The following is a 26292-nucleotide window of genomic DNA, read 5'->3' as shown; positions in this document are numbered from 1 at the left end:
GCAACAGATTTCCCATTTTGCTGTTGCAGCGACCAGGCTGAGGAGAAAGCATTGCAGAGTGTGGGAACCGTTTTGGCTCGAAGGAGCGGGATGCTCCTTCCTTTTTCACCCTGAGGTATCTTTATTAAACGAGTTTCAGGAGGTGAGTATGGGTCACACCCATGATCATACAGGCGGTAGCGACAGGAATCTGTATATCGCTATTTTTATCAATGTGTTGCTGACGGTGGCTCAGGTCATTGGTGGGGTGCTGGCGGGCAGCTTATCGCTGGTGGCCGATGCACTGCACAATTTAAGCGACGCCGGTGCCATTCTGGTGGCGCTGATTGCCAGAAAACTTGGCCGCAAACCGGCCAACGACAACTATTCTTTTGGCTATGGCCGGGCCGAAATCCTCGCCACCGCTTTTAACAGCCTGACGCTGATCATTGTTGGGGGGTATCTGCTGCTGGAAGCCTGGCAGCGCTATCAAAATCCGACCCCGGTAGACGGCTTCATTATTTTTGTGGTGGCAGGCATAGCGCTTGTTATCGACATCGCCACCGCGCTTTTGACCCTCAAGGCCGGAGCCAAAGACAACATGAACCTGCGCGCGGCCTTTATCCACAATGTGTCGGACGCTATGGCCTCTGTGGCAGTGATAATCGCCGGTGGTTTTATCATGTTGTTTGACTGGTATATTGCCGACCTTATCGTGACGGCGATTATCTCTGCCTATGTGATTTACCACGGGGTTGTGCTGCTGGCCAAGGCCTGCCGGGTATTGATGCAGGCTGTACCGGAAGAGCTGGATTTGGCGGCGCTGCGTCAGCAGCTGCTGGCGGATGACAAGGTGCATGCCATCGGCAGTCTCCATGCCTGGCAGCTGACTGATAAAGGCATACATATCGGAGTCAGCCTGTGGGTTAACCAAGTCACTGATAGCGAGCGAACCCGCCTCAAAACCCTGATTGCCACCGCAGTGCCTATGGCCAACATTCTGATTGAGCTTAAGAAAATCGGCTTGGATGATGACAATGCCATAGTTGCCAAACTGCCGCTTGAGTCTGCCGACAAAGCGCTGCACTAACCCGGCTTGAAGGCACAGCTTAAGCAGGTTGATTAGCCAGCCAATACGCCCGCGCTCGGCGCTTTAAGCACGGTGCGGGTGCGGTCTTGGGTAAACCTTGCTGCTGTAACTGGTGCCCATCAATTTACTTGTTAGGCCGTGAGCAAATGGCACATGGTAAGGGCGAAGATAAAACCTAATAACGCCCATTGCCGGTGACGCTTGATATCTGCAGTTCCCTGGCTTAGCACTTCGTCTGCTTTGGATGCGAATTTGCCTTCGCGCAGGGCTTCGAGGGCGAAGTGCCTGGCCCATTTGTGCTCGTCACCACAGTGTTTGCCTTGGCTTATGAACCTTTGCCAATCGTTGGGATGCTGACGCTGAATATGCGCAAGCAGGTTGTTTTGCAGCAGCATGGCTTTTCGGAGGTAGTAAAACGCTGCCCCAAAGCCGGCACACACCAGAAGCACTATGGCGGGCGTTGTGGCTATGGAGAATATCTGGGGCATGGAGTTTCCTTTTCAACTGACCATCCTTCGTGGTCGGTTAAACACGTTACTTGAATCGCATAGCGGCTTCAATCACCCAAGAGCCCGGCGCTCAGCGCTTTAAGCACGGCGCGGGTGCGGTCTTTGGTGTTGAGCTTGGCGAGAATGACCGATACATGGTTTTTTACCGTGCCTTCGGCGAGAAATACGGCGTTGGCAATTTCTTTATTGGTGTAACCGGCGGCCATGAGTTTGATAATCGACAGCTCGCGGGCATTGAGCGGCTCGATATTCGGGTCGGCAAAGGTGGCGAGCTGGGCCTTGGTGAGCTGACCGAGCAGCACAGGCTCGGCGAGAGTTTGACCTTCATATACCTGACTCAGGGCCGAGGCGAGTTTGTCACTGTCGATATCTTTGAGCAAAAAGCCATTGGCACCGCGCTGCATGGCCTCGATAAAAAGCTCTGGCTCATCGAAGGTGGTAAGCATTACAACCCTGGTGTGGCTGTCTTGCTGCCGAAGCCGGGTCAGGAGTTCTATGCCATCCATGTTGGGCATGCGCACATCCAGCAGCAGTACATCCACCGGCGTTTGGGCCAGCAGTGTCAGCGCGGTTTCGCCGTCGCTGGCTTGCCACGAGAGGTTAAAACCTGAGGTGAGTGACAACAAACTGGCAATGCCCTGGCGCACCAACGCCTGATCGTCAACAATGGCGACCTTTATCATGGCAACATCCTTTCTACCTGCGTTGTATTTATTGGGGTGGCTGACTCGGCTGTGGTGGGAGTCAGTCCTGTTTCAACCAAAGCCTCCTCAGCTAAAGCCACTTCAACCAAAGCCGTCTGGGCCAAAGGCAATATGGCAAGCAGCCGCCACTGACTGGCCGAGGGACCAGCCTCCAGCGTGCCGCCAAGCGCCTTTGCCCGCGCCTGCATCGATTGCACCCCAAAGCCTGTTGAATCAGCGCTTTGAGCGAAATTCCGGCCTGGCTTTGACGAACTGCAGCGGTTACTGATTTCAATCTGCAGCGAGTCGCTTTGACCCAGGGGGCTTTGGTACTTACTCAGGGCTAAGCGAATATCTCCCAGGCCATGCCTGATGGCATTGGTCAGCCCTTCCTGACAAATCCGCAGCGCCGCCTCGGCGACCGACGCGGGAATGGCAATACCTTCTATGCTGTGGCTGAAATGTATGTCTTTGCTGGGCAGGCGGCCGAGCATCTTCTCAAGCACACTGACTAGATCCAGTTGGGTGCGGCTGCGATCGGCGCGTACCACGGCACGGATTTCGGCCAGCAGATCTTTTGCTACCTGACGGGTCTCTACAAGCCCCTGTTTTAACGGCGCTTCTGCCTGATGAGACAAATACTCGAGATTCAATGTCAGCGCAGTGAGCTGATGGCCGCAGATATCGTGCAGATCCCGGCTGAGCTTTTGTCGCTCTGACTGGCGAATCGATTGCTCCAGCAGCGCCTGGGTGGCGGCAAGTTCGGCATTCTTAAGCTCGAGCTGCTGCCGTGCTTCCCGCTCGCTGACCACATTGCGGCTCACACTCAAGGAAAACAGCTGAAATGCCAGATACAAAAGTCCCACAATCAGCAGACTTTGCCAGCTGTGTTGCCAGTAATAGGCCTGAGTGAGGTAGGCCACGAGGTTGCCTGCCAGCAGGATGAACGCACTTTGGCGCATCGAAAACAAAAATGGCAGTTGCCCGGCAATGATTACCAGCAGCACGCAGCTGAGTGAGTCTGAACTGAGAAAGCTTACCGCGCCAAATGCCAGCAACTGTGCCCCAATCGCCAGGGTTTTAGAACGGCTGCCAGTGCCTTGAGTGCTCGCCAGGTTTACCCATAAAAAACCAATTAAAAACAATGTGAAAAGTGCAATTGATACCCAGGTCGGTGCGTGGGTATCGAGCAGGGTGAACGTAATGGCGCCACCGAGCACGCCGGAGGCGCACAGGGTTGGGTTTATAGGTTCGCGGGGGCTGGCCATCGCCGACATCTCTGGCTGAAAACTAGCCCTCATATTAAGCATCGACTGATGAAAAGCAACGCACGGCGCAAGATAGTGACTTTTGGCACCTGTGCTAAACAGGGGGGATTTTTACACTCATTTCATCAAAGGAATTTACCCCACGAGGAACCCGAGGATGAAAACACTTTACCTGCTTGGCCTGCTCGCTGCCTGTCTCTCACTTGAGGCCAGCTCCGCCACCCTTACCATCGACATGACCGACCTTAAAGAGGCCAGGGGCCAGCTGCTGGTGGCGGTGTATGACTCGCCCGAGTCCATGACGTCCGGCAGTAATGCCTTTAATCGTCAGGTGATCAAAGTGACCGGCACCGCCCACACCCTGACACTCAACGACGTGCCCCAGGGCCAGTATGGGGTGATGGTATTTCAGGATCTCAATGGCGATAACCGCCTGGGCCGTAACTTTATCGGTATTCCCAACGAGCCCTATGGTTTCAGCAATAACCCCAGCCTGATGGGGGCGCCTGAGTTCAACGACATCGCCTTTGCCGTTGGCGAGCAGGACACCCACATTCAAATCAGCGTGGAGTAAAGCCATGGAACGTCGCGAATTTTTGCTTAAAGCACTGGCAACGCTGGCTACATCCAGCCTGATGTTGCAAAGCCGCAGCCTGTGGGCAATGCAAGGGAAGTCCTATGCGGAGCTGTTTGATAATGCGTTAAAAACCCAGCCGATTCTGAAGGGCTGGCAGGGCCTGAGTAACGATATCGCGCCTTATTCGGTCGCCTGGGAAGGCAAGCTGCCCAGTGAGCTCTACGGCAGGCGTTTCTTCCGCAATGGCCCCGGGCTGCAATGTCGCGCAGGTGAGCGTTATGAGCACTGGTTCGATGGCGATGGTTTTATTAACCAATTCACCCTGGGGGAACAGCTTACCCATCAGGGGCGCTTTGTCCGCACCGCCAAGTTTGAGCAGGAAAGCCGTGCCGGGCACTTTTTGTATAACGGCGCCGGCAGCCGGGTTGCCAATGCCAGGCCCATCCGCTCCAACGAAACCATCAACACAGCCAACACGGCGCTGCTGCCGCTTGGGAATGAGATCCTGGCGCTGTGGGAGGCGGGCGCGCCCTACCGGCTCGATAGTCAAAGCCTTGAAACCAAGGGGGCGCTGAGCTTTTCTGAGGCGCTGAGCGGCGTGCCTTTCTCGGCGCACCCCCATAAAGACAGTCAGGGGTTTATCTGGAACTTTGGCGATCTCAGTTTGCTGGGATACCCGGGGATGATGCTTTATCAATTGGATGCCGCGGGCAAGCTGCTCAAATACCACAGCATTCCGGTTGAAGCGGGTTATGTGCACGATTTTGTAGTCACCGACAATTACCTGGTGTTCTACCTGCCGCCGATAAAGCTTGAGCGCGCCGAGTTGTATCTGGAGTCACTCAAGTGGCAGCCTAACCAGGGCGGACGCCTGCTGTTGGTGGATAAAAACAGCCTGACCATCAGCCGGGAAATCCACTTCGAGCCCGGGTTTGTGTTCCACTTTGGCAATGGTTTTGAGATAAAAACCGACCAGCGCCGGCAGTTGGTGCTGAGCGCCTGTTGGTACCCCAACGCCGATGTGATGCTGAAAACCATGCAGCACGTGGCCGACCCCGAGCACCTGTTCAGTACCGACAAGGCCGAGCTTTGCAGTATTCATATCGACCTCAAAGGCGCGGATGCCAGGCTTGTAAAGAGCGGTTTAGCGTTCGAGTTTATCCAGTTCGATGGTCGCTTAAGTGGTCAATCCGGCGCGACTCACTTTGGTGTCAGTAAGCAGCATGGCAAGGTATTCAATGGCTTGGCTGCCGTCAGTGCTGGCGCAAGCTCTGGAGTGGCAAGCAACGAACCCTTTGGCAAACAGCAGTACTTTGGCTTTGGCGATGCTGTGGTGGCCGAAGAGCCGCTGTTTATCCCCTCGGCAGAGCATGGTGGATACCTGATAAACACCAGCCTCGATTATCGTGCCGGTCAAACCCATGTGAACCTGTTTTTGGCAGAGCGGTTAAGCGATGGCCCCATCGCCCGTGCGGCATTAATGCAACAATTGCCCCTTGGGTTTCATGGCGCACTGATCTAGCGGCTGTATCAGGCTAGTTGCCGGATCAGAGCCTGCCGTGGTGATAATGGCAGGCTCTGCAGTTGCAGATTACAGCGGCTGGTTCACCTGAATCACCAGCTTGCCGAAGTTTTTACCTTCCAGCAGGCCAATCAGATGCTCGGGGGCATTCTCCAGGCCCTGCTCAATCTGTTCGCGATACTGAATTTTACCTTCAGCCAGCCACTGGCTCATATCACGCTCGAACTCGCCATAGCGGTAGCCATAATCGTCAAAAATGATAAAGCCCTGCACCTTGATGCGCTTGGTCAAAATCAGTCCCATCAACAGCGACAGCCTGTCTGGCCCGGCGGGCAGCTCGGTGGCGTTGTATTGGGAAATCAGGCCACACACCGGAATGCGGGCGCTGGTGTTCAAGAGTGGCATCACTGCATCAAACACGGCGCCGCCGACGTTTTCAAAGTAGACATCGATGCCGTCGGGGCAGGCGGCGGCAAGCTCGGAGGCAAAGTTGGCCGACTTGTGGTCGATACAGGCATCAAAGCCAAGTACTTCAACGGCATGGCGACATTTGTCGGCGCCGCCGGCAACGCCCACCACACGCGCACCTTTCAGTTTACCAATCTGGCCTACGGTAGCACCCACAGGCCCTGTGGCAGCGGCCACCACTATGGTTTCACCGGCTTTTGGCGCGCCAATGTCGAGCAGGCCCATATAAGCGGTAAAGCCCGGCATGCCCATAACCCCGAGGGCGTAGGATGGATGGCTTGGGTTGGCACCCAGTTTCAGCAGGCCGTCGGCGCCGGATACGGCATAGCTTTGCCAGCCCACGTTGTAGGCCAGCACCCAATCACCTACGGCGAAGTCAGGGTGGTTGGATACTTCGACCTGACACACGGTGCCGCCAATCATCACTTCGCCCAGAGCAACGGGCTCGGCGTAGGATTTGGCGTCACTCATGCGGCCGCGCATATAGGGGTCAAGAGACAGGTAGATGGTGCGCAGCAGCACTTCGCCCTGCTTGGGTTCGGGTTTGGCCAGGGTTTCCAGGCGGAAATTGTCGCTGGTAGGTGCGCCGACAGGGCGTGATGCCAGCACGATGCGGCGGTTGATGGAGTCAGTCATGAGTCTGTCCTCTGATTAAATTAGACCAGTCGTCTAGTGTTTGTTTCAAAAAATCCGCTATCGAAATAGCGGCTTGGATTAGGGTTAAGGCTTGCCGTGGCCAAGGTGGTTTGCTGCATCACCTTCAAGCATCGGCGCCTTGTTTATCACGGCCTGCACTCGGCCAGTACGCAGAACTCAGCGCCAAAGCTCAGGGCTCAGGCCGTGGGCTGTAATATTTGTCTGGTGGTCAAAAGAGCCTGCGCCAGGCTGGCATCATCCAGGCGTATCTTGTTCAGCAGGCTGGCGCCAATCCACAGGTTGTAAAGCTGCTCGGCGGTCTGGCGGCTGTCGCTGATACCAAGCTCGCCTGCAGCGCGCCCCTGTTCGATGCATTCGGCCACCCGCGCTATGATGCGATTGGTGCCGTTAAGCAGCGCCAAGCGCATGGGCTCGGATAGATCGGACACTTCACCGGCAAGTTTCACCACCAGGCATTTTCCAGCCTGGCCCTGACAGCTGTTTTGCTCGCTCCAGTGCTGCCAGTAGTGCATCAGCTTCTGGTAGTGGTTGCCGGAGGCGCTGTCCAGCAACAGGTTGAGCTGATTCAGGTATTCACTGAAATAGGCCTGGATCAATGCTTCGCCAAACTGCTCCTTGGATTTGAAGTAGTGATAGAAGGAGCCCTTGGGCACTTCGGCGGTTTTCAGCAGCTCCGACAGGCCCACACCGGCAAAGCCTTTGCTGACCACCAGTTGGTAGCCAATGTCGAGTATGTGTTGCCGGGTGTCTTGGGTTTTGGTGTTCATGGCGGTGATAATATCGACAATTAGACCAGTCGTCTAGTATTTTGTGACTGGTGGTTGTTTATCACGTCGCGTGGGTATTTCAGGTGATTTTGTCTTACACCTGGTTGGCAGTGCGCCTGTTCGCAGCACCTGGCGCTGCAGAATACCCACGTTATCGGCAGCTTGTTCATTGGCGTTATTCACCGACAATCGCTGTCGCCAAGGTTTAAAATTCCACCAAAAAAGATTAGGATCCGGGGACTTACCACCGCTGTTTGACGGCGAATTGTGGCTGGTTTTTAGGCCATCCAGGTGCACGGCTTCTAAGCCAAAGAGTCGCACGGCTTCTGAGCCACCCTCGCGCTTGGCATATCAGCCAAAGAGGCGCAGGGCTTTGGAAATGAGAGTCGCCCGGATTCTGAATCAATGCGGCGCAGTGCTTTTGAAACCTTGTGAGTCGCTGGGCTTTTGAAGTGCCTGGCCGCCAAAGCACGGACGTTGACCTGAATGGCGAGCGCTGCGTTGTTATCACGGTGCTCATCTGGCTGTTGGTGAGTCGTAGAATGGAATGCTATCATCCGCCACTGGAATTAGAGTTAATGCTCTAGAGGTGTCAATGAAACCTATCATCACACTCCTTCGCAAGCCGAATATGGTGTGTTTGTCCCGCCTGGCTGCACCCGGCGCTTTTGGGGTATCCAGCGCTTTTGGTGCCGCTGTGGCTGCCAGAGCCGTCCAAGGCAGTGCTGCTCCGGCAACTGCGAACAGTGCCGGCCCTGTGCCTGTCGCCTCCAGTGCTGGCCGCACTTTTATGCCGGGATTGCTGACGGCTTTATCCCTGGTCTTTTTTGCGGCCTTGCCTTCTTTCGCCCATGCCCAGAGTTTTGATGAGGCCTGGCAGCAGCTGCAACAGGTAAGCGACAAGCTTGCCGCTTCCAGTGCCAAGGTCGACAGAGCCCGCGCCGAGCGCGATGCCGGGGAAGACATGAACCTGCCTGAGCTGTCGCTTAACGGCAGTTATACCCGTCTGGAAAAGCCGCTGGAGATGGATCTCAGAGACCTGAATCCGCTGGCATCCCTCGACCCCAAGACCCTGCCGCCCGCCCTCGGCGCCGCCCTTGGCAGTATTCCCGGTGAACTCTTTATTACGCCTTTTACCGAGCAGGATATCTTCCGCGCCAGCCTGTCGGCCATGTGGCCCATCTACACCGGCGGCCGCATCAGTGCGGCGCAGGGCATACACGAAGCACAGCTTGCTGAAGAACAGCAGCAGCGGGAGCTGACCCGCCGCGAGCTGTTTACTACTCTGGTGGACCGCTATTACGGGGTGATGGTGGCGGCGGAGCTTGCCCGTACTCAGGACAAATTGGTGGTATCCCTCGAGAAACACGTTGAGCATGCCAAGAAGCTTGAGGCTCAGGGGCAAATTGCCAAAGTGGAACGCCTCAATGCCGAAGTGGCGCTCGACAACGCCAGGGTGCAGGCATCCAGCAGTCGCCGCCAGTACGAAATCACCGAGCTTGCGCTGCGAAGCCTGCTCAAATCCGAACCGGCACCCTCGTCGCCACTGTTTATCGCCAGCCGTGAGCCGTCGCTGCCCTATCTTGCCGAGCTGACCCAAAAGGGGCACCCGGCACTTAAGTTGTTGGATGCAAAAGAATCCCAGGCGAATGGCTTGATTGAGGTCGAGCGCGGCGCCTATAAGCCCACGGTATTCCTATACGGAAATTACACCCTGTACGAGGACGACAGTCTGTTTGCCAAAATGGAGCCGGACTGGATGCTGGGGGTTGGTTTTAAGATGCCGCTGCTGGCCCGCGATGGCCGCAGTGGCAAGGTCGAAGCGGCCAGGAGTGCGCTGCTGCAGGCTCGCCACACCAAGGCGCAGACCCGCGAAGACTTAAGCCTGCTGCTGGAGCAAAGTTATCGCCAGCTAAAGCAGGCCGAGGAAGAGTATCGCGCCCTGGCAAGCTCCCGCGAGCTGGCGCTGGAAAACCTGCGTTTGCGTGAGCTGGCCTTTAATCAGGGCATGTCCACCTCCATCGAGCGGGTGGATGCCGAGCTTAAGCTCACCGCTGTCGACACCCAGCAATTGGGTGCCAAGTTTCGTTATGTGCAGGCTTATGCGCGCCTGATGGCGATATCCGGCCAATTGGATGATTTTGTCGGCCAGACCCGTCTTGCGCCGCCGGTGGGAGAACAACAATGAAGGCGAATGCGCGCCTGATGGCACCTGGAGTCCGGGGCCAATTGGATGAATTTGTCGGCCAGACCAAACAGGTGGCTATGGGAGAACAACAATGAAGGCCAATCGTTTACTTGCCGCCATCGCGCTGCTGGGGCTTGTCGTCGCGCTGGTGTGTGGGCTGATGCTGGCCCATACGCCCAAGAGTGCGCCACTGCAGGGGCAGATTGAAGCCCGCGAATACCATGTCTCCTCCAAGGTGCCCGGCCGTATCGAAGAGGTGATGGTGCGCCGTGGTGATACAGTTGCCGCCGGCGACCTTCTGTACGTAATTGATAGCCCTGAACTGAACGCCAAGTTGATGCAGGCAGAAGGCGGCCGCGATGCTGCCCGCGCCATGCAGCTTGAGGCAGACAGCGGTGCCCGTAAGCAACAAATTGCAGCTCAGAAAGAACAGTGGCTTAAGGCCAAGGCCGGGTTAGCGCTTGCCAAAACCACCTTCGATAGGGTCGATAACCTGTTTCAGGAAGGCGTTGTGCCGCGGCAAAAGCGTGATGAAGCCTACACCCAGTGGCAGGCGGCCAAGTACACAGAGCAGGCGGCGCTGGCGGTGTATCAGATGACTGAGGAAGGCGCCCGGGAAGAAACCAAGGCGGCCGCCGCAGGTAATGCCCGCATGGCCGAGGGCGCAGTAAAAGAAGTCAGCGCCATTCTGGCCGACAGTCAGATGCGCGCCCCCAGAGGCGGCGAAGTATCTGAGGTGCTGCTGCAGTCCGGCGAGCTGGCGCCGTCCGGGTTTCCGGTGGTGAGCTTGGTGGACATGAGCGATGCCTGGGCCGTGTTCCAGCTGCGCGAAGACATGCTCAAGGATGTGAAAAAGGGCGAGGTGAAGCGCCTGTACATTCCTGCGCTTGATACCAACGCCGAGTTTAAGGTGAACCACATCGCGGTAATGGGTGACTTTGCCACCTGGCGCTCCACCGAGAGTGGCCACGATTTCGACCTGCGCACCTTTGAGGTGGAGCTGGTGCCTGTGAAACCCATCGACGGCCTGCGCGCCGGCATGTCGGCGATTTGGGAATAAGTATGCGAGCCTTGCTGCGCCGGGAACTCTGCGCACTCTGGCAAAGCCCCTGGCAGTTGGCGCTGGTGAGCTGGCTGCCGATTTTATCGATGCTGGCGCTGTGGTGGCTGTTCAGTGCGGCGCTGCCGCGCCAATTGCCGGTGGCCTGGGTCGACCTGGATAACAGCAGCATCAGCCGTGAGCTTGGTCGTCATGTGGCGGCAAGCCCGGTGGCAAGCCCTGAGTCTTTCACTCATCTGGAGGATGCCATTGCCGCCATGAACCGCGCCGAGGTGTACGCGCTGGTGGTGGTGCCTGTGGGGTTCAGCCGCGAGCTGATGACCGGTGGCGATCCTACCCTGGATGTGCGTTACAACGGCCAGTTTTTGCTGGTGGGCAAACTGCTGGCGGCCAATTTGCAACTGGCCATCGCCGATGCCATGAAGCCTTTGGCCTACACCAAGCAGCTTGCCGGTGGCGCCAGTCCCCATCAGGCCAGAGTGAATATGGCGCCTATTGAAACCCAAACCACGGCACTGTTTAACCGCAACAACAACTACGTGGGCTTTTTGGTGCCACCGGTGCTGATTGCCCTGTGGCAGCTGATTGCCATGTTGGTGTTCGCCAATGCCCTCAATCGTGAACTGGGTGAAGAGGCAGAGACGCCACTGCGCGCCCGTCTTGCGGCCAAATTTGTGTTTTATGCGCCGCTGTTGCTGGCGCAGGGGCTCTTTATCCACGCGCTGCTGTTTGGTTTTCTGGCTTTGCCGTTGGCAGGCTCGCCGCTGTGGCTGGTGCCTGCCATGCTTGCCACTTTACTCGCAGTATTTGTGATGGTGGCGCTTATCTTTCTTATCATGCAGGAGGCCGCGCGGGTGGTGAGCTTTTGCACCGCGCTGTTTGCCCCGGCGTTTGCCTTTATGGGCGTTACCTTTCCGGTACACGATATGCCCCAGGCGGCCCAGTACTGGCGACTTTTGATGCCATCAAGCCACTATATCGACTCCCACATTGCGCTGGTTAGCTATGGCGTCAGCGGCACTGAGCTGCTGCTTAAACTCGGCTCCTTCGCTCCCTTCTTACTGCTGCTGGTGCCCATTTATGCCCTGGCGGGCAAGGGGCTGCGCGTGCAGGAAGTGGCGGACGGTGCAAATGAGGAACCAGCCCTATGAGCCTGCTGCGACTCCTCCTCAGTGAACTGAAAGCCATTGTCAGTGACAAGGCGATTGCCGTGACCCTGTTTGGCGGCGTGCTGTTTTATGCAGTGCTTTATCCGCTGCCCTATTTGCATCAGGTGCCCACCGAGCAGGCGCTGGTGGTAGTGGATTTGGACAACACCAGCTTGAGTCGCACCCTGGTTCGCCATGCCGATGCCAGCCCCAAAATCCGGGTGGCAGCAGGCGCTGGCAGTATTCATGAGGCCAAGGCGCTGATTGCCAGCGGCGACTTCCATGGTTTGTTGGTGATCCCCAAAGGGTTCAAGCGCGACTTGTTGCTGGGGAAGGGCGCCACCTTAAGCTACGGCGGCGATGCCAGTTACTTTTTGGTGTACTCGGCGCTGGTGGAAGGTCTGGTATCTGCAGGGATGGACGCCGCCAAATCGGTGCAGCTTTTGGGGCTTTTGAGTCGCGGCGAATCTTTTACCGGTGCTACCTTGAAGCTTACCCCCATGCACCTCAATGCGGTGCCCGCCTATAACCCGAGCCTGGGTTACACCCCTTATGTGGTGCCCGGACTCTTCCTGCTGATTTTGCATCAGACGCTCTTGATTGGTACCGGCATTTTAGGCGCCGGACATTGGGGCTCAACGCCTTTGGCCAAGGGGCAATCCGCCAGTGCTGCAGCTGCTGCACCATACTGGACTCAGGTTTCTGCGCTGAAGCTGCTTTGTGGCCGCAGCCTGGCCTTCGGGCTCTTGTATCTTGGATTTGGCAGCTTTTACCTTGGCTGGTGTTATCACTGGTATGGGGTATCGGTGCAGTCCAGTCTGGCGCAGATGTTGCTGTTTGCACTGCCGTTTTTGCTGGCAACCCTGTTTGCCGGTATCGCGGCCAGTACCCTTTTCAGTCGCCGTGATTTGCCGACACAGGTGATGCTGCTGGCCTCCATGCCTATTCTGTTTGTCAGTGGTTTCGTGTGGCCGCTGTCGCTCATCCCCGAGCCGCTGGTGCTGGTATCCAAGGTGATTCCTGCTGTGCCGGCGATTTTCGGTATGCTCAAACTCAATCAGCTCGGTGCGGGATTTGAGGCGGTGATGAATGAGTGGCTGATTCTGTGGGGACTTACCGCAGTGTATTTTGTGCTGGCATTTGCCGGGCTCAGCTGGCGGCTTAAGCCGTGGCGTAGTTAATGGCCGACGAACCAGTAAGCTGGTTGCCAATACGATTATCGAGCAATAAAAAGCCCCGCAGAGCGGGGCTTTTTATTTAAATAGCGAAAGCTTACTCGGCCATGCCTTCGCGCAGGTATTTGTGCAGCTCTTTGGCGGCCTTGGACTCGAGCGCCTTGGCTGGGTCGGGCTCTTCCTTTGCGGCTTCGGCGGCCACTTCTTTGGCCAGGGCACGTACCAGCTGACGCAGCTTTTGCCGTTCCAGAGCCGAATGGGCTTCAATCAGTGCCTGAATTTCGGCGTCGCCTTCGCTCAGCAGTCGGTCACGCACTTTTTCCAGCACGTGCACCCGGGCAGCTTCGGAATTGTTGCGGTTAGTCACCTTATCCAGCGCTGCCGTGATGGCCTCGCTGTCGAGGTTACGCATCAGCTTACCGATAAACTGCACCTGACGACGGTGCGCCTCGGTGTTGGGCTTAATTTTCTTGGCTGCAATCAGGGCATCGAGCAGGCTTTCATCCAGCTCGAGTTTGTCCAGCTGGCTCTTGCTCAGGCTAAGCAGACGCTTGCCCAGCTCTTGTGCCGCATGGGATTCCTTCTTAAAGGACGTCTTACTGATGTAATCTTCGTCCTCGTCATAAGGCTGTTTGAAATTCTCGGGATCGCCGACGACGTTCATTTACTCAAAACCTCTTTTACGCAATCCGCCAATATTACCATCAAGCCGCTTACTGCGCGAATATGTCCGCACAATGCCAGTGAAAAGTCGCCATTTAGGCCGGAATTGTGGATGTGATTTGCAGATGGCCTTTGTTATGCTTAGGCCCATTACGCCGTTAACCAGAGTAAGACAGTGTCATCGAACAAGATTGAAGTGGAAATGGAGGCCCTGAAAGACGCAGTGGCCATGGCTTTGGACTATGCCAAAACGCTCGGCACCAGCGCCGCCGAAGTGGCCATTTCTAAGCAGCAGGGCCTGTCGGTGTCGACCCGCCTCAAAGAGGTGGAAACCGTCGAGTTCAACAAGGATGGCGCCCTGGGGATCACTGTGTTTCGTGACGGCTGCAAGGGCAGCTCCTCTACCTCAGATTTAAGCCCCGAGGCCATTCGTCAGGCGGTAAAGGCTGCCGATGACATTGCCCGCTATACCTCAGCCGACCCCTGCAACGGTCTGGCAGAAGCCAGTCTGATGGCCAAGGCCGTGGCCGATCTTGAGTTGTATCATCCCGAGAGTCTGACCCCGGAAGAGCTGACCGAGCTGGCAATCCGCGCTGAGGCGGCTGCGCTCGAGGCCGACCCGCGAATTAAGAATTCCGATGGCGCCAGCGCCAACGCCCATACCGGCATTAAGGTGTACGGCAACAGCCACGGCTTCCTTAACGGTTACTGCTCGTCACGCTACTCCTTAAGCTGCGTGGTGATAGGCGAAGAAGACGATGGCAACATGCAGCGGGACTACGATTACAGCATTTCCCGCCGTTATGGCGAGCTGCTCGCCCCCGAGTTGGTGGGCCAGAAAGCCGCCGCCAAAACCTTAAGCCGCCTGGGTGGCCGCAAGATTGCCACCGGCAAGATGCCGGTGCTGTTTGCCCACGAAGTGGCCACAGGTCTGGTTGGCCACCTTATCAGCGCCATCAGTGGCTCAAGCCTGTACCGTAAATCGAGCTTTTTGCTGGATTCGCTGGATACCCAGGTGTTCCCCGAGTGGCTCAGCATCCGCGAAGAGCCGCATCTGCTCGCAGGCCTTGCCAGTGCCCCCTACGACAGTGAAGGGGTGGCCACGGTCGACCGAGACATTATCCGTGATGGCGTGCTCGCCACCTATCTGCTCACCGCCTATTCATCCCGTAAATTGGGGATGACCAACACGGGTCACGCCGGTGGTATATACAACTGGACCTTAAGCGACAGCGGCATGGACTTCGATGCCCTGGTGCGCCAGATGGGGACCGGTCTGATTGTCACTGAGGTGATGGGGCAGGGCGTGAACATGGTTACCGGCGACTACTCCCGTGGCGCGGCCGGTTTCTACGTCGAAAACGGCGAAATCCTCTATCCGGTGGAAGAGATCACCATTGCCGGTAACCTCAAAGACATGTACCGCAGTATTCAGGCGGTCAGTCAGGACAGAGATCTGCGCTCTTCCATCCGCACCGGCGGCATATTGCTGGATGCTATGAAGGTGGCCGGTAACTAAGCGCCATCCGCGCAGTCACAGATAACCAAAAGCCCCGCCAAGCGGGGCTTTTTCGTACGCTTCAGGGCTTAGCCATGCAGTGTGGCAGCGCCGCGCTCCAGCGCCGCCGAGTGGATAAGTGCCTGTGTTTTGCCCTCTTTCAACATCAGCGCCAGACTCTTGGAGAATTGCTCAGCCTTGGTTCCGGCTCTGAGGCGCCGCGGCAGATTTTCCGGCGTCAGCGGCTTGTCGGCATCATAAGCCGGGTTGGGCTCGTCATCAAAGTGCGGGCTTTTGCGCGAGAAGCCAAGGTACATGGTTCTTGGGGATTCGCAGCAGTCATGGTGCAGTTTCAGGGCGGTGCGGCCATCCCGTTTCAGGTAATAGTTGAGGGTGATTTCATCGTAAATAAAGAAGTCGCCCTTTCGTGCGCGCAGCAGTCCTAGCGCCTGTGGTACGTCCATATCCGGCGGCCGGCGGGTTTCCAGCTTGTCGGGCAGACCACCCAAATCGTAACCGCCGGGAGAAATCAGCAGCACCATATCATGGTCAACCAACTCGGTTGGCTGGCGGATATCCGGGGTGCCTTCGCGGCTGATGCCGGTGTAACGCTCGGGCAGACCATTGGGCACAAAGTGGGCAAAGCGCATCCGCTGGCGGTTAAAGCCAAAGCTGGGGTAGAAGTCGATTTTGCCGTGCATCAGGTCGCGGATAATCCGGTTTTTCGGGGCTCGGACTATGTTGAGCTCGCAGCCTATTCGGGCGGCTGCGGTGCGGTAGAGGTCATCAAACAGGCCGGAATTATCGGGCTCGGCATGAATGTAGGGCAGGCGTTCGCTGGTTCGGTAACCCATGGTGAGCTCGCAGCCAACACTGGAAAAACTGAGCAACGACAGCAGAATGAAAGTGCATTTCATCTACATGAACTCCTTGATTATTCTTATTTTTAATTCAGGTTTTCAGGCTTGAAGTTACACAGTTTTTCACAAATGGGAAACATAAAAAGTTTCCTGTTGGGGTAAATATGATCTGGATCTTGTCTTGCTGATTGCCGTATGCTTGGCGCGTTTTTAACCAAGAGGAAAGACCATGACAAAAGCACATGATCACGGCCGCGGCGACATCCGCGACAACGCCATCAAGGCACTGGTGACATCCGAGCTGTTCCGCCAGCGGGTGGAAAAACCAAAGAAAGGCAAAGGCTCTTACAATCGTAAGGCACGTAACCAAAAGGGGCATCAGCACAAGGGCGATGCCCCTTTTGATTTTTTGGGTCTGTGTTTGCTGCGTTGCTGATGGTGCCTGCTTTTTTCTTCAGTTTTTGGCCATAAAAAAACGGGCACAGGGCCCGCTTCTTCATTCGATAACCTCAGTAAACCGCGCTGAGTATCAGTCTTCCAATGCCACCAGTTCGGCCCAGAGATCGTGCTCGTCCGACGCCACTATGCGGGCGCGTACCATATCGCCCGGGGTCAGTTCGGTTTCACCGTTGATAAACACCATGCCGTCGATTTCCGGGGCATCGGCGTAAGAGCGGCCGATGGCGCCTTCTTCGTCGACGTCATCAATCAGAATATCCAGCTCGCGGCCAACCAGACGGGCCAGGCGCTCGGCGCTGATCTCGGCCTGCACTTCCATAAAGCGCTCGTATCTGTCTTCTTTGACTTCTTCGCTGATAAGCTCGCCCAGGGTGTTGGCCACGGCGCCTTCTACTTCGGAATACTTAAAGCAGCCAACGCGATCCAGACGTGCTTCGCGCAGGAAGTCCAGCAGCATCTGGAAGTCTTCTTCGGTCTCGCCGGGGAAGCCAACGATAAAGGTGGAGCGAATAACCAGATCTGGGCAGATCTCGCGCCAGCTCTTGATGGCGTCCAGCTGACGATCAACGCGGCCGGGACGCTTCATCATCTTGAGGACGCGCGGGCTGGCGTGCTGCAGCGGCAGGTCGAGGTACGGCAGAATCAGACCTTCAGCCATCAGCGGGATCAGCTCGTCAACCCAGGGGTAAGGGTAAACGTAGTGCAGACGCACCCAGGCGCCCATTTTGCCAAGCTGGCGGGCGAGGGTGGTGATGTCCTGCTTCACTGGCATACCGTTCCAGAAGTCGGTGCGGCCGCCCTTGTCTTTGCCGTAGGCGGAGGTGTCCTGGCTGACCACCAGAATTTCCTGCACGCCGCTCTCGACCAGACGCTTGGCTTCATCGAGCACGCTGCCTACGCCGCGGCTGTCCAGATCGCCACGCAGCGCCGGAATAATGCAGAAGGTGCAGCGGTTGTCGCAGCCTTCGGAAATCTTCAGGTACGCGTAGTGCTTGGGAGTCAGCTTGACGCCGGTTTGCGGAATCAGCGAGGTGTAAGGGTTGTGCTCGGGCTTGGGCACATACTTGTGTACGTGACTCAGCACCGCCTCATAGCTGTGGGGGCCAGTGATTTCCAGCACGTCCGGATGTACTTCGCGGATTTGGTTTTCTTTGGCGCCCAGACAGCCGGTAACCAGTACCTTGCCGTTCTCTTCCAGCGCTTCACGGATAGCATCCAGCGACTCTTCCACCGCTGCATCGATAAAGCCACAGGTGTTTACAATCACCAGGTCGGCGTTATCGTAGCTGTTGGTCACCTCGTAGCCGTCGATTCTGAGCTGAGTCAGGATACGCTCTGAGTCCACCAGGTTTTTGGGGCAGCCCAGGCTGACGAAGCCGATGCGGTTGCCGCTGGCGGTATCTGCTGTGGCCACGGCCTCTGCGGCCAGGGTCTTGGCTGGCGTTTCGAGGGTGGTGGTCTGCTTGGGATCAAAGGTTTCTACTGTCTTGTTCAAGGCGCGCGTTCCAAAAATGACTCGGATGTTTCGGGCCCGTGACCCGGGGCTTTATTGAGCTTAGCGGGTGACCGGCAAAAAAGTGCGCGCGATTATACCGCAGATGCATCAAAGGTACAGGGTGTGTGGCGAAATTTTGTGCACCCATGGGCGGGAAATTTTTTTGAAAAACTTTAACCCCTTTTGCCAGGGATACCGTTTAAAGGGATAGAGCGATTTGAACACCAAGGAGAATTCCATGAAAAAAACGCTGACTGCATTGTGTCTTGGCGCCCTGATGACGGGCTCAGTTTTACCTGCCGTTGCGGCTGAATTTCCGACTCTGGACACCACAGGTGTGGCGGAGCTAAGAGTGGCGCCCGATGTGGCCATCATCCAGGTGGAGGTGGTGAGTAAGGGCAAGGAGCCGCTGGAAGTGAAGCGTAAGTCCGACAAGGCGGTGGCCGGTTTTATTCATCGTCTTGAATCGGCCGGGGTGAAGCGCGAGCAGATTGAAAGCGCCAACCTGATGATTAATCCCGAATACAAGTTCCATAAAGATGCCGAGCCGCAGCTGCTGGGGTACGGCGCCAACCGCCGGGTGACAGTGCGCATCACCGACCTGACCCGGGTAAACGATATCCTCGACTCCGCCCTGACCTCAGGCATTAATCGGGTCGGCAATATCCGCTTTGAACTGAGCGATGACGTGGCGGCGCGTGAGAAGGTGCGTCAGCTTGCCATTGATGATGCCCGCACTAAGGCCGAGGCGCTGGCCAAGGGCTTTGGCGCCAAAATCGAGACCGTGTGGCATATCCGCTATTACGATCAGGGCCCGGTTCGCCCGGTGATGTACAAGGCCGCTGCCATGGAGGCCGATAATGGTGTGGGCCAGAGCTATCAGTCCGGCGACATCACCCTGTCCGACAGAGTAGAAGTCACTTACCGCCTTCGTGATTAAGCGTCCAAGCGATGGTTTGTAAGCAATAAGTCCGGATAATTCGGATCCCAAAAAACCACAAAAGAGAGCCTGAATTGGCTCTCTTTTGCATTGGGCTTGAGCGGATACCTGCGGTTATCAGCGCGCCAGTTTTAGCTGATAAAAGGCTAAATCGAGCCAGCGCTCAAACTTAAACCCCACTTCTTTCAGGGTGCCGGCATGGCTGAAACCTAGCTTTTGATGCAGGGCGATACTGGCGCCATTGGTGGCATCAATCGCCCCCACCATCATGTGCAGCTGTTGCTCCCTGGCAGATGTAATCAGCGCCTGCATCAGGGTTTCGGCCACCCCTTTGCCACGCCTGTCGGGGTGCACATACACAGAGTGTTCCACCGAATACAGATTGGCAGGAAAACCGCGAAAGGGACCGTAACTGGCAAAGCCCATCAGATGACCATCGTCATCGAAGGCACCCAGTACCGGATACTTGCCTTCCTTCTGGGCGAACCAGTCGGCGATACGGGCCAGATCCCGGGGCTCGTACTCATACAGGGCGGTGGTGTGGGCGATGGCGTGGTTGAAAATCGCCTGAATGGCGTGGCCGTCGCGGGCAAATTCACAAGGGGCGATACGCATGGCGTGGCGGTTTGCACTCTGATGTAAGGTTGCTTGCAGTATGCCTTGCGGCGGCCGCAGGCGCCAGCGCGCTTATGCGCCCAACCCATCGTGCTTATGCGCCCAACCCATCGGGCTTGCGCGCAGCAATGCACAGGAATTAAGCCGAATAACCTAAGCCCTGGCCAAGTGCATTACTTGCCGCCGAAGAAGCGCATCATCTTATTGAACAGATCTTTGTTTTCCGGCGGAGGTGGCTGGTTGGCCTCGCGGGCCAGCAGCTCGGTCAGCTCCTGCTGACGGGCATTGAGCGCCTGATACAGCGGCTGCAACATGGCTTCACGGGCCATAAACAGCGACTGGAACATTTCCTGATTGATGCGGTAGCTCTCCACTGTGCCCTTGGCGACTACTGAGAAACTGCTGGGCTCACCGGTGAGCAGGCTAAGCTCGCCGCAAAAATCCCCCGCCTTCAAAATGCCGAGAGTCAGTTGCTTCCCGTTCTTTTCAAATACCAGTTCTGCCTCGCCTTTAATGATAATAAACAGCCACTTGGTAACCTCAGATTGGCGCAGGATCACATCACCGTTAACGAAGGGGGCAAAGCGTAAATTGTCCGCCAGTTGCAGCAGTTCTTCTTCCTGCAACATGGCAAACAGCGACAGTTTTTTCAGGGTCGACATGCGCTCGGCGGTGTGGCGTTTGTGGCGGGCGTCCTGATGTTGCTGAGCCTGGTCCATAAACACGTTGAATACCGGCGGGGTGGGGCGTCTGTCGTTGCGCCTGAGCGCCGCATCGATAAGGGTGCGCACCACAGAATCCGTTGGGTCGTCGCGGGCCAGATCGGTTAGCCAATAGCGTACCGCGTAGCGGGCAATGCCTTTTTCCACACTCATCAGCAGGCAGTCCGGGCGGGGATTATGGGCCACATTGGGCAGCTGGGTTTCCCGCAGGGCGTTTTCCACCAGCGAGATAATTTGGGTGGGCAGGGTGTCGAGGGTCAGCTCAAACCAAATCCAGCGCCGCCATTGCTGAGGTTGGCCCTCACGCCTGCCAAGCACGGTAAAGCGTTGTTTAAGCAAATGACTGTTGGGGATAACCACGGTTTCCCAGTTGCGGGTTTCTATGGTGGTGGCGCGCCAGTTGATTTGCACTACCCGCCCCTGCACTGTGTCGACCATCAGCCAGTCGCCAATGCCAATGGAGCTGTCGAGCTGAATCGACACCCCGGCGAGCAGGTTGCCGAGGGTATCCTGCATCGAAAAGGCGATGATGGCAGTCAGCACCGCCGAGGTAGTTACAATTTCACCCAGGGATAAGCCCGAGGCATAAAGCCGGTACAGGCCCCAGCCGACGTAGGCCAGGGTCACCACTATATCGGCCACAATTTGCGGCACCGAGAACTTCATCGCCGGCAGTAACAGCCTGAATAATAGGGTGCCCCAAATGCGGATAAGCACCAGCCCCCACAGCAAACTCACCAGCTCAGACAGCCAGCGTGGCGGCAGCGGCAGCTTCAGCCAACCCCCTTCGTATTGCACCATCAGCGCCAGCACAAGCACGCCCACCGCCAGCCAAAAGGAAGACAGCAGTTCTCTGCGGCAGTTGGGGCTTCGCAGGGCGTGGATAATCATCAGCAGCAGGGTAAAGCCAATCCAGGCAAAGTGTTCCAGCATCCAGGAAAATACGGGCAGGCGCTCAGGCATAAGATTTCTCCCTATTCTTTGATGAGTATAGACAGGGCATTTCCTACACGTGGCGACTGGCACGGCTTCGGTACGCCGAGAGCTAAAATACTTGGCTATAACATTTGATTAACAAGGTGTAATTGGCTACTTTATGCTCTACATCATGCAGCTTATGCCAACAACGGCTGCGATTTTGGTGTCTCCGTCACCATGGTTGCAGGGGCGGCAATTTAGCCCGTTTAACCATGGACTGATTAAACCAATATAATGACAAGGAGCCCATTGTGAGCTTGATTGCAAAGACCTCTACCCTGGTACTGGCCCTCGGCCTGGCGTCGGTTTCCATGACCGGCAGCGCCAAAAATGACAACGCGCTGGAACATGCCAACAGCAACGCATCCTTCCTGCGCTGCGGCACCAAGCACCCAACCGCTCAGGAAGCTGAGCTGCGTGAAAAGCATTTCCAAACCCTGAGAATGGCCAAAGGCAAGCCCGGCGGTGGCACCAGCTACCAGCCACGACCCAATGGCAGCGTGGTGGTGGATGTGTATATGCACGTTATTACCGACAGCAGTGGCAACGGCAATCTGTCGACGGGCGAAATCAACGCCCAGATCAACGTGCTCAACAACGCCTACGCCAGCACGCCCTTCACCTTCCGTTTGGTGTCGACCGACTATACCGCCAATAACAACTGGTATACCGCGACCCATGGTTCCACTGCCGAGAAGGACATGAAGTCGGCGCTGCGTCAGGGCGATGCCGCCGATCTGAACTTCTACACCAACAACATGGGCGGTGGCCTGCTGGGCTGGGCAACCTTCCCAAGCAGCTATGCGTCTGATCCTGTTAATGACGGCGTGGTGGTGCTCTACTCCAGTCTGCCGGGCGGCAGCGCCGCACCTTATAACGAAGGTGATACCGGCACCCACGAAGTGGGCCACTGGCTGGGTCTGTACCACACCTTCCAGGGTGGTTGCAGCGGTAATGGTGACTACGTGGCCGACACCCCGGCCGAGCGCAGCCCTGCCTATGGCTGCCCGGTAAACCGTGACTCCTGCTCCGGCAAGCGTTATCCCGGCCTGGACCCCATCACCAACTTTATGGATTACACCGACGATTCATGCATGTATGAATTCTCGGAAGGTCAGGCCAACCGTGCCGATGAGCTGAGCTTCACCTACCGTAATCTCTGATGTATGCAGTGTGAAAAAGGCACCCCGGGGTGCCTTTTTTATTTGGGTTGGCAGCCACTGAACCCTCAGCTTTGCGGCAGCAGCTGAGCATATTGCGCTGAGGCCATCACGGGCACAAACTCGGTGAGACTGAAGCTGACCGCGCCACTTTGGATAAAGGGGTCGGCCTCAAGCACAGCTCTAAGCTCAGCCTCACTGTCATGGCGGGAGATAATAATGCCGCCCGTGCGGGGATTTTTACGGCCACCAAACAGCAGCTTGCCGTTTTCATACTCTTTGGTCAGATAGTCCCTGTGGGCCTGGGTGAGTTCGGGGGTTATCTTGCTGCTGTCGGCAAAGTGCATATCAATCAGAAACATGATCTTCTCGCTTTTTGTTGAGGGCTGTACTAGATTGCTACGTAATTCGTAGCGAAATGCTACTGCTACTAAATTGGAAGCGCAAGAGAAATGAAAACCCCATTGCCATTTGAACCCGTCAGGGGCTCGCAGTCCGGTGTCGCCATCATGGCGGTGTTTGACCTGTTGGGTCGTAAGTGGAATATGCGGATTTTGTGGGAGTTGGGCGCCGGGCCGCTGAGTTTTCGTGCCCTGCAGGAGCGCTGTGATGCAATGTCGCCGTCTGTGCTCAATAGCCGGATTAAACAGCTGACCGAGGCCCGTTTACTGCAAACAACGGTGGAAGGTTACGCGCTGACCGAGCTTGGTGTCAGCCTGATGGCAACCTTGGATCCGCTGCGTGCCTGGTCGGCAGAGTGGGCCGCGCAAATTACGCAGCAAAGCCGCTAACACAAAGGACTAACGCAAAAGACTAGCGGTACTAACGGCAAAGACTGGCGGATAAGTGCGTGGTGGCGTTTAGCTCTGCCGCAACAGTAAATAAAAACCCCGGTTTGGGCCGGGGTTTTTGTTTGCAGCGGGCTGAGTGCGCCGAGGCGCTGTTTGCCAGCTATCAGTCCACCAGAGCGTATTGCTCTTTGAGGATGGCGATGATTTCTACCTTCGGGTTATCGGACAGTTCAATCTTACGGCCTGTCACCTTCTCGGCGATGCCGGTGTAGGTGCGCGAAACGTTCATCATGGCGTCCAGCGGCAGGGCGTTGTCGCGGGCCAGGGCTTCACGCTCAGGCATCCGGTCTTTGTTGAGCAGGATGTCCGGGTCAGGGAAGTGATTCAGCAGAAACTGACGGAAACCTTCTTTGGAGTTTTCCACAATCTTGCCGTCGCGGTAGGCGGCGCCGTCCCAAATACGGGAGGAATCCGGGGTGCCCACTTCGTCCATGTAAATCAGTTTGGATTTACCTTTGCTGTCGGTAACGTAACCAAATTCAAACTTGGTATCCACGAACACCTGATCCAGCTTCGCCAGAGCTTCGGAAATCACCCCAAAGCCTTCTTTGAGCAGCTTTTCATAGAGGTCGATATCCTCTTTCTTTTCAAAGCCAAAGGCTTCGAAATTGGCTTCGATATCGGCGCGGCTGATGTTCACATCATCCTGCTCTGGCACGCCGGGGATACCGGTCAGAATGCCCTTTGTGGACGGGGTGATCAGCAGCTCAGGCAGTTTTTGATCTTTCTGCAGACCTTCCGGCAGTGTGATACCGCAGAATACCCGCTCACCCTTTTGGTAGGCGCGCCACATGGAGCCGGTGATGTACTGGCGAATGATGGCTTCGACCTTGATGGGGCGGGCTTTTTGCACAATCCACACAAATGGATGCGGAATATCCAGAATATGGCTGTCGGCCAGGCCGTTTTCTTTGAACAGACCAAACCAGTGGTTGGAAATGGCATTGAGGGCGGCGCCCTTGCCGGGAATACCACGCAGATCGCCTTCGCCGTGGAAGATGCAATCGAAGGCGGAGATACGGTCAGAGATCACCATGATGGCCAGCGGGGTGTCGGCAGGGACATCGTAGCCGCGTTCGCGGATAAGGCGGGCGCTGTCGGCCTCGGTCAGCCAGTAAACGCTGCGTACCTTGCCGCTGTGCACGGGTTTGTCGGTACGGATAGGCAAGTCGTTGTTCACGGCAAGTACGGAATCAGCAAGACTCATGACGAGTATTCCTCAAAGCTTCGTAGTGTGTAGGGTTAAGATGTTTTGAGTGCTCAGGCACTTTTTAATTTATTTCAATGGGATAGTTAGACTTAGCACAGCAGGCGGGTGAGAAAAGCGCGGTCGTGTCCGACTTGGTTTTTTCACGTTCATCGAGGCGTTCTGACGCAACGAGCAACTGGCTTTGGACTATCCCGGCCAACCTGCTTTGGGCGGCCCGAAAAAAGTGGCGCCATTTTACCCTGAAAGCCGCCGCTTGGATACTGCGAAGGCAGCAGCCGAACTTGATATATATGTTTTTTCGTATATGCTTTTTTTCATATATAAAAAGTGGGATACCGCAATGGACGTAGTGAGCTTCTTCAAGGCGCTGGCCGATGACACCAGGCTGAGAATATTGATGCTGATTGTGGGTGAAACTGAGCTGTGCGTGTGTGAGCTGACCGAGGCGCTGGGGCTGAGTCAGCCCAAAATCTCCCGCCATCTGCGGCTACTGAAAGACGCAGGCCTGCTGCAGGACAGACGTCAGGGCCAGTGGGTCTATTACCGTCAGGCAGAAACGCTGCCCGACTGGTGTGCAGGCCAGCTTGCATACCTTGCCGATAAGGGCCCGGACTGGCTGCATGAAGAGAAACAACGATTATCTGCCATGGGCTGTCGCCCGGGGCGCTGCTGCTGATTGCCTGTGATGACAGGCACAAGAATGGACCTGCCAAGGCAGGCTTGAGAGGACAAGATGGGCAAGATTAAGGTTGGTATCAACGGCTTTGGCCGCATGGGCAGACTGACACTGCGCGCAGCCTGGGGCAATGACGATATTGAGTTTGTGCATATCAACGACCCGGCGGGGGATGCCACGGCGCTGGCGCACCTGCTCGAGTTCGACTCAGTGCACGGCCGCTGGGCGCATCCGGTTGCCAGCGATGGCTGCAATATCCTGATTGGTGACGCTCGCATCTCTACCAGCATGAATAAGGGTATCGATGAGACCGACTGGTCCGGCTGCGATCTGGTGATTGAAGCGTCCGGCAAGATGAAAACCAAGGCGGTGCTGGAGGCGTATCTTGCCCAGGGCGTGAAGCGTGTAGTGGTAACAGCGCCGGTAAAAGAAGAGGGCATCCTTAACGTGGTGATGGGCATAAACCATCAACTTTATCGCCCCGATGAGCATCCGATTGTGACGGCCGCCTCCTGCACCACCAACTGTCTGGCGCCTGTGGTCAAGGTGATCCACGAAAGCCTTGGCATCAAACACGGCTCCATGACCACCATCCACGATATCACCAACACCCAGACAATTCTGGATGCGCCCCACAAGGATTTGCGCCGTGCCCGCGCCTGCGGCATGAGCCTTATTCCCACCACCACAGGCAGTGCCACCGCCATCACTCATATTTTCCCTGAGCTGAAAGGTCGTCTCAACGGCCATGCGGTACGGGTGCCGCTGGCCAATGCCTCGCTTACCGACTGTGTATTCGAAGTAGAGCGCCCCACCACCGAGGTTGAGGTGAATGCCTTGCTGAAAGCTGCCGCCGACGGCGAGCTTAAGGGCATTCTTGGCTTTGAAGAGCGGCCGCTGGTGTCGATTGATTATCGCACCGACCCGCGCTCCAGTGTGGTGGATGCCCTGTCGACCATGGTGGTCAACGGCACCCAGGTGAAGCTTTACTGCTGGTACGACAACGAATGGGGCTATGCCAACCGGGTGGCCGAACTGGCGCTGATGGTTGGCCGGATGGATAAGGCGTAAATC

Annotated in this window: 26 protein-coding genes; 14 read left to right on the top strand and 12 right to left on the bottom strand. The window is 56.5% G+C overall.

Going from position 1 to position 26292, the window contains the following annotated elements:
- Nucleotides 1–148: 148 nt before the first annotated feature.
- Nucleotides 149–1069, top strand: a complete 921-nt coding sequence (locus STH12_RS15400) for a cation diffusion facilitator family transporter (protein WP_126168359.1) — start codon at nt 149–151, stop codon at nt 1067–1069.
- A 131-nt stretch (nt 1070–1200) separates the two neighbouring features.
- Here STH12_RS15400 and STH12_RS15395 read toward each other — a convergent pair whose 3' ends face one another.
- The 3 genes from STH12_RS15395 to STH12_RS15385 all read right to left on the bottom strand — a co-directional run bounded on the left by STH12_RS15395 (nt 1201) and on the right by STH12_RS15385 (nt 3529).
- Nucleotides 1201–1557: a hypothetical protein gene (locus STH12_RS15395; protein WP_126168358.1), complete on the bottom strand. Its 357-nt coding sequence runs from the start codon at nt 1555–1557 to the stop codon at nt 1201–1203.
- A 68-nt stretch (nt 1558–1625) separates the two neighbouring features.
- Nucleotides 1626–2261: a response regulator gene (locus STH12_RS15390; RefSeq protein WP_126168357.1), complete on the bottom strand. Its 636-nt coding sequence runs from the start codon at nt 2259–2261 to the stop codon at nt 1626–1628.
- Complete coding sequence (locus tag STH12_RS15385; RefSeq protein ID WP_164551224.1) at nt 2258–3529, bottom strand: sensor histidine kinase; 1272 nt, start codon at nt 3527–3529, stop codon at nt 2258–2260. Before STH12_RS15385 ends, STH12_RS15390 begins: the two co-directional genes overlap by 4 nt.
- A gap of 157 nt (nt 3530–3686) precedes the next feature.
- Between STH12_RS15385 and STH12_RS15380 the strand changes: the two genes are divergently transcribed.
- Entirely contained in the window at nt 3687–4103 is a 417-nt protein-coding gene (locus STH12_RS15380; protein ID WP_126168355.1) for a DUF2141 domain-containing protein, read from the top strand.
- A gap of 4 nt (nt 4104–4107) precedes the next feature.
- On the top strand, nt 4108–5628 hold the full coding sequence (locus STH12_RS15375) for a carotenoid oxygenase family protein (protein ID WP_126168354.1): 1521 nt from the start codon (nt 4108–4110) through the stop codon (nt 5626–5628).
- Nucleotides 5629–5697: 69 nt separating this feature from the next.
- On the opposite strand, the gene STH12_RS15370 is transcribed toward STH12_RS15375, so the two are convergent.
- Nucleotides 5698–6732, bottom strand: a complete 1035-nt coding sequence (locus tag STH12_RS15370; protein WP_126168353.1) for an NADP-dependent oxidoreductase — start codon at nt 6730–6732, stop codon at nt 5698–5700.
- A 197-nt stretch (nt 6733–6929) separates the two neighbouring features.
- Entirely contained in the window at nt 6930–7520 is a 591-nt protein-coding gene (locus tag STH12_RS15365) for a TetR/AcrR family transcriptional regulator (RefSeq protein ID WP_126168352.1), read from the bottom strand.
- A 595-nt stretch (nt 7521–8115) separates the two neighbouring features.
- On the opposite strand from STH12_RS15365, the gene STH12_RS15360 reads away from it, so the two are divergent.
- The 4 genes from STH12_RS15360 (at nt 8116) to STH12_RS15345 (ending at nt 13097) form a co-directional block, all read left to right on the top strand.
- Nucleotides 8116–9708 (top strand): TolC family protein, encoded by a 1593-nt coding sequence (locus STH12_RS15360; RefSeq protein WP_418856585.1) that lies wholly within the window; start codon nt 8116–8118, stop codon nt 9706–9708.
- A gap of 91 nt (nt 9709–9799) precedes the next feature.
- Nucleotides 9800–10768 (top strand): HlyD family secretion protein, encoded by a 969-nt coding sequence (locus tag STH12_RS15355; protein WP_126168351.1) that lies wholly within the window; start codon nt 9800–9802, stop codon nt 10766–10768.
- A 2-nt stretch (nt 10769–10770) separates the two neighbouring features.
- Nucleotides 10771–11919, top strand: a complete 1149-nt coding sequence (locus STH12_RS15350) for an ABC transporter permease (protein ID WP_126168350.1) — start codon at nt 10771–10773, stop codon at nt 11917–11919.
- Nucleotides 11916–13097 (top strand): ABC transporter permease, encoded by a 1182-nt coding sequence (locus STH12_RS15345; protein WP_126168349.1) that lies wholly within the window; start codon nt 11916–11918, stop codon nt 13095–13097. The genes STH12_RS15350 and STH12_RS15345 overlap by 4 nt, the downstream gene beginning before the upstream one ends.
- Before the next feature lie 91 nt (nt 13098–13188).
- Here the strand turns inward: STH12_RS15345 and yjgA are convergent, their stop codons facing one another.
- On the bottom strand, nt 13189–13755 hold the full coding sequence (yjgA, locus tag STH12_RS15340) for a ribosome biogenesis factor YjgA (RefSeq protein WP_126168348.1): 567 nt from the start codon (nt 13753–13755) through the stop codon (nt 13189–13191).
- Between the two features lie 174 nt (nt 13756–13929).
- On the opposite strand from yjgA, the gene pmbA reads away from it, so the two are divergent.
- Nucleotides 13930–15273: a metalloprotease PmbA gene (gene pmbA, locus STH12_RS15335; protein ID WP_126168347.1), complete on the top strand. Its 1344-nt coding sequence runs from the start codon at nt 13930–13932 to the stop codon at nt 15271–15273.
- Between the two features lie 68 nt (nt 15274–15341).
- On the opposite strand, the gene STH12_RS15330 is transcribed toward pmbA, so the two are convergent.
- On the bottom strand, nt 15342–16169 hold the full coding sequence (locus STH12_RS15330) for a substrate-binding periplasmic protein (RefSeq protein WP_126168346.1): 828 nt from the start codon (nt 16167–16169) through the stop codon (nt 15342–15344).
- 172 nt (nt 16170–16341) lie between these two features.
- On the opposite strand from STH12_RS15330, the gene STH12_RS15325 reads away from it, so the two are divergent.
- Nucleotides 16342–16548 carry a ribosome alternative rescue factor ArfA gene (locus tag STH12_RS15325; RefSeq protein WP_126168345.1) on the top strand — a complete coding sequence of 69 codons (207 nt, stop codon included), beginning with the start codon at nt 16342–16344 and terminating at the stop codon, nt 16546–16548.
- A 93-nt stretch (nt 16549–16641) separates the two neighbouring features.
- Here STH12_RS15325 and rimO read toward each other — a convergent pair whose 3' ends face one another.
- Entirely contained in the window at nt 16642–18066 is a 1425-nt protein-coding gene (gene rimO / locus STH12_RS15320; RefSeq protein WP_126168344.1) for a 30S ribosomal protein S12 methylthiotransferase RimO, read from the bottom strand.
- 238 nt (nt 18067–18304) lie between these two features.
- On the opposite strand from rimO, the gene STH12_RS15315 reads away from it, so the two are divergent.
- Nucleotides 18305–19006 carry an SIMPL domain-containing protein gene (locus STH12_RS15315; protein ID WP_126168343.1) on the top strand — a complete coding sequence of 234 codons (702 nt, stop codon included), beginning with the start codon at nt 18305–18307 and terminating at the stop codon, nt 19004–19006.
- 117 nt (nt 19007–19123) lie between these two features.
- Here the strand turns inward: STH12_RS15315 and STH12_RS15310 are convergent, their stop codons facing one another.
- Entirely contained in the window at nt 19124–19621 is a 498-nt protein-coding gene (locus STH12_RS15310) for a GNAT family N-acetyltransferase (protein ID WP_126168342.1), read from the bottom strand.
- A 173-nt stretch (nt 19622–19794) separates the two neighbouring features.
- Complete coding sequence (locus STH12_RS15305; RefSeq protein ID WP_126168341.1) at nt 19795–21306, bottom strand: mechanosensitive ion channel family protein; 1512 nt, start codon at nt 21304–21306, stop codon at nt 19795–19797.
- Between the two features lie 266 nt (nt 21307–21572).
- Between STH12_RS15305 and STH12_RS15300 the strand changes: the two genes are divergently transcribed.
- Nucleotides 21573–22484, top strand: coding sequence for a zinc metalloprotease (locus STH12_RS15300; protein ID WP_126168340.1), 912 nt, complete (start codon nt 21573–21575; stop codon nt 22482–22484).
- 65 nt (nt 22485–22549) lie between these two features.
- On the opposite strand, the gene STH12_RS15295 is transcribed toward STH12_RS15300, so the two are convergent.
- Nucleotides 22550–22843 carry a YciI family protein gene (locus STH12_RS15295; protein ID WP_126168339.1) on the bottom strand — a complete coding sequence of 98 codons (294 nt, stop codon included), beginning with the start codon at nt 22841–22843 and terminating at the stop codon, nt 22550–22552.
- A 90-nt stretch (nt 22844–22933) separates the two neighbouring features.
- On the opposite strand from STH12_RS15295, the gene STH12_RS15290 reads away from it, so the two are divergent.
- Nucleotides 22934–23272, top strand: coding sequence for a winged helix-turn-helix transcriptional regulator (locus tag STH12_RS15290; RefSeq protein ID WP_126168338.1), 339 nt, complete (start codon nt 22934–22936; stop codon nt 23270–23272).
- 163 nt (nt 23273–23435) lie between these two features.
- Here STH12_RS15290 and STH12_RS15285 read toward each other — a convergent pair whose 3' ends face one another.
- Nucleotides 23436–24539 carry a phosphoribosylaminoimidazolesuccinocarboxamide synthase gene (locus STH12_RS15285; protein WP_126168337.1) on the bottom strand — a complete coding sequence of 368 codons (1104 nt, stop codon included), beginning with the start codon at nt 24537–24539 and terminating at the stop codon, nt 23436–23438.
- Between the two features lie 343 nt (nt 24540–24882).
- On the opposite strand from STH12_RS15285, the gene STH12_RS15280 reads away from it, so the two are divergent.
- A complete protein-coding gene (locus STH12_RS15280; RefSeq protein ID WP_126168336.1) occupies nt 24883–25218 on the top strand; it encodes an ArsR/SmtB family transcription factor in 336 nt (111 codons plus the stop codon).
- Between the two features lie 57 nt (nt 25219–25275).
- Nucleotides 25276–26289 (top strand): ArsJ-associated glyceraldehyde-3-phosphate dehydrogenase, encoded by a 1014-nt coding sequence (locus tag STH12_RS15275; RefSeq protein ID WP_126168335.1) that lies wholly within the window; start codon nt 25276–25278, stop codon nt 26287–26289.
- The last annotated feature ends 3 nt before the right edge of the window (nt 26290–26292 follow it).

This window comes from Shewanella khirikhana, from assembly GCF_003957745.1.
GTDB classification, from domain to species: Bacteria; Pseudomonadota; Gammaproteobacteria; order Enterobacterales; family Shewanellaceae; genus Shewanella; species Shewanella khirikhana.
Note: the sequence above shows the minus strand (reverse complement) of the source record. Positions and strands in the feature narration are given on the sequence as shown.

Bases quoted from the DNA above. Each gene is read 5' to 3' on its own strand.
- STH12_RS15385 (WP_164551224.1), bottom strand. From the start codon at position 3,529: ATGGCCAGCCCCCGCGAACCTATAAACCCAACCCTGTGCGCCTCCGGC.
- STH12_RS15310 (WP_126168342.1), bottom strand. From the start codon at position 19,621: ATGCGTATCGCCCCTTGTGAATTTGCCCGCGACGGCCACGCCATTCAG.
- STH12_RS15325 (WP_126168345.1), top strand. From the start codon at position 16,342: ATGACAAAAGCACATGATCACGGCCGCGGCGACATCCGCGACAACGCC.
- STH12_RS15365 (WP_126168352.1), bottom strand. From the start codon at position 7,520: ATGAACACCAAAACCCAAGACACCCGGCAACACATACTCGACATTGGC.
- STH12_RS15390 (WP_126168357.1), bottom strand. From the start codon at position 2,261: ATGATAAAGGTCGCCATTGTTGACGATCAGGCGTTGGTGCGCCAGGGC.
- STH12_RS15330 (WP_126168346.1), bottom strand. From the start codon at position 16,169: ATGAAATGCACTTTCATTCTGCTGTCGTTGCTCAGTTTTTCCAGTGTT.
- STH12_RS15375 (WP_126168354.1), top strand. From the start codon at position 4,108: ATGGAACGTCGCGAATTTTTGCTTAAAGCACTGGCAACGCTGGCTACA.
- STH12_RS15370 (WP_126168353.1), bottom strand. From the start codon at position 6,732: ATGACTGACTCCATCAACCGCCGCATCGTGCTGGCATCACGCCCTGTC.
- STH12_RS15345 (WP_126168349.1), top strand. From the start codon at position 11,916: ATGAGCCTGCTGCGACTCCTCCTCAGTGAACTGAAAGCCATTGTCAGT.
- STH12_RS15290 (WP_126168338.1), top strand. From the start codon at position 22,934: ATGAAAACCCCATTGCCATTTGAACCCGTCAGGGGCTCGCAGTCCGGT.
- yjgA (WP_126168348.1), bottom strand. From the start codon at position 13,755: ATGAACGTCGTCGGCGATCCCGAGAATTTCAAACAGCCTTATGACGAG.
- STH12_RS15360 (WP_418856585.1), top strand. From the start codon at position 8,116: ATGAAACCTATCATCACACTCCTTCGCAAGCCGAATATGGTGTGTTTG.
- STH12_RS15275 (WP_126168335.1), top strand. From the start codon at position 25,276: ATGGGCAAGATTAAGGTTGGTATCAACGGCTTTGGCCGCATGGGCAGA.
- STH12_RS15295 (WP_126168339.1), bottom strand. From the start codon at position 22,843: ATGTTTCTGATTGATATGCACTTTGCCGACAGCAGCAAGATAACCCCC.
- STH12_RS15305 (WP_126168341.1), bottom strand. From the start codon at position 21,306: ATGCCTGAGCGCCTGCCCGTATTTTCCTGGATGCTGGAACACTTTGCC.
- STH12_RS15395 (WP_126168358.1), bottom strand. From the start codon at position 1,557: ATGCCCCAGATATTCTCCATAGCCACAACGCCCGCCATAGTGCTTCTG.
- STH12_RS15355 (WP_126168351.1), top strand. From the start codon at position 9,800: ATGAAGGCCAATCGTTTACTTGCCGCCATCGCGCTGCTGGGGCTTGTC.
- STH12_RS15400 (WP_126168359.1), top strand. From the start codon at position 149: ATGGGTCACACCCATGATCATACAGGCGGTAGCGACAGGAATCTGTAT.
- STH12_RS15350 (WP_126168350.1), top strand. From the start codon at position 10,771: ATGCGAGCCTTGCTGCGCCGGGAACTCTGCGCACTCTGGCAAAGCCCC.
- STH12_RS15315 (WP_126168343.1), top strand. From the start codon at position 18,305: ATGAAAAAAACGCTGACTGCATTGTGTCTTGGCGCCCTGATGACGGGC.
- STH12_RS15380 (WP_126168355.1), top strand. From the start codon at position 3,687: ATGAAAACACTTTACCTGCTTGGCCTGCTCGCTGCCTGTCTCTCACTT.
- STH12_RS15285 (WP_126168337.1), bottom strand. From the start codon at position 24,539: ATGAGTCTTGCTGATTCCGTACTTGCCGTGAACAACGACTTGCCTATC.
- STH12_RS15280 (WP_126168336.1), top strand. From the start codon at position 24,883: ATGGACGTAGTGAGCTTCTTCAAGGCGCTGGCCGATGACACCAGGCTG.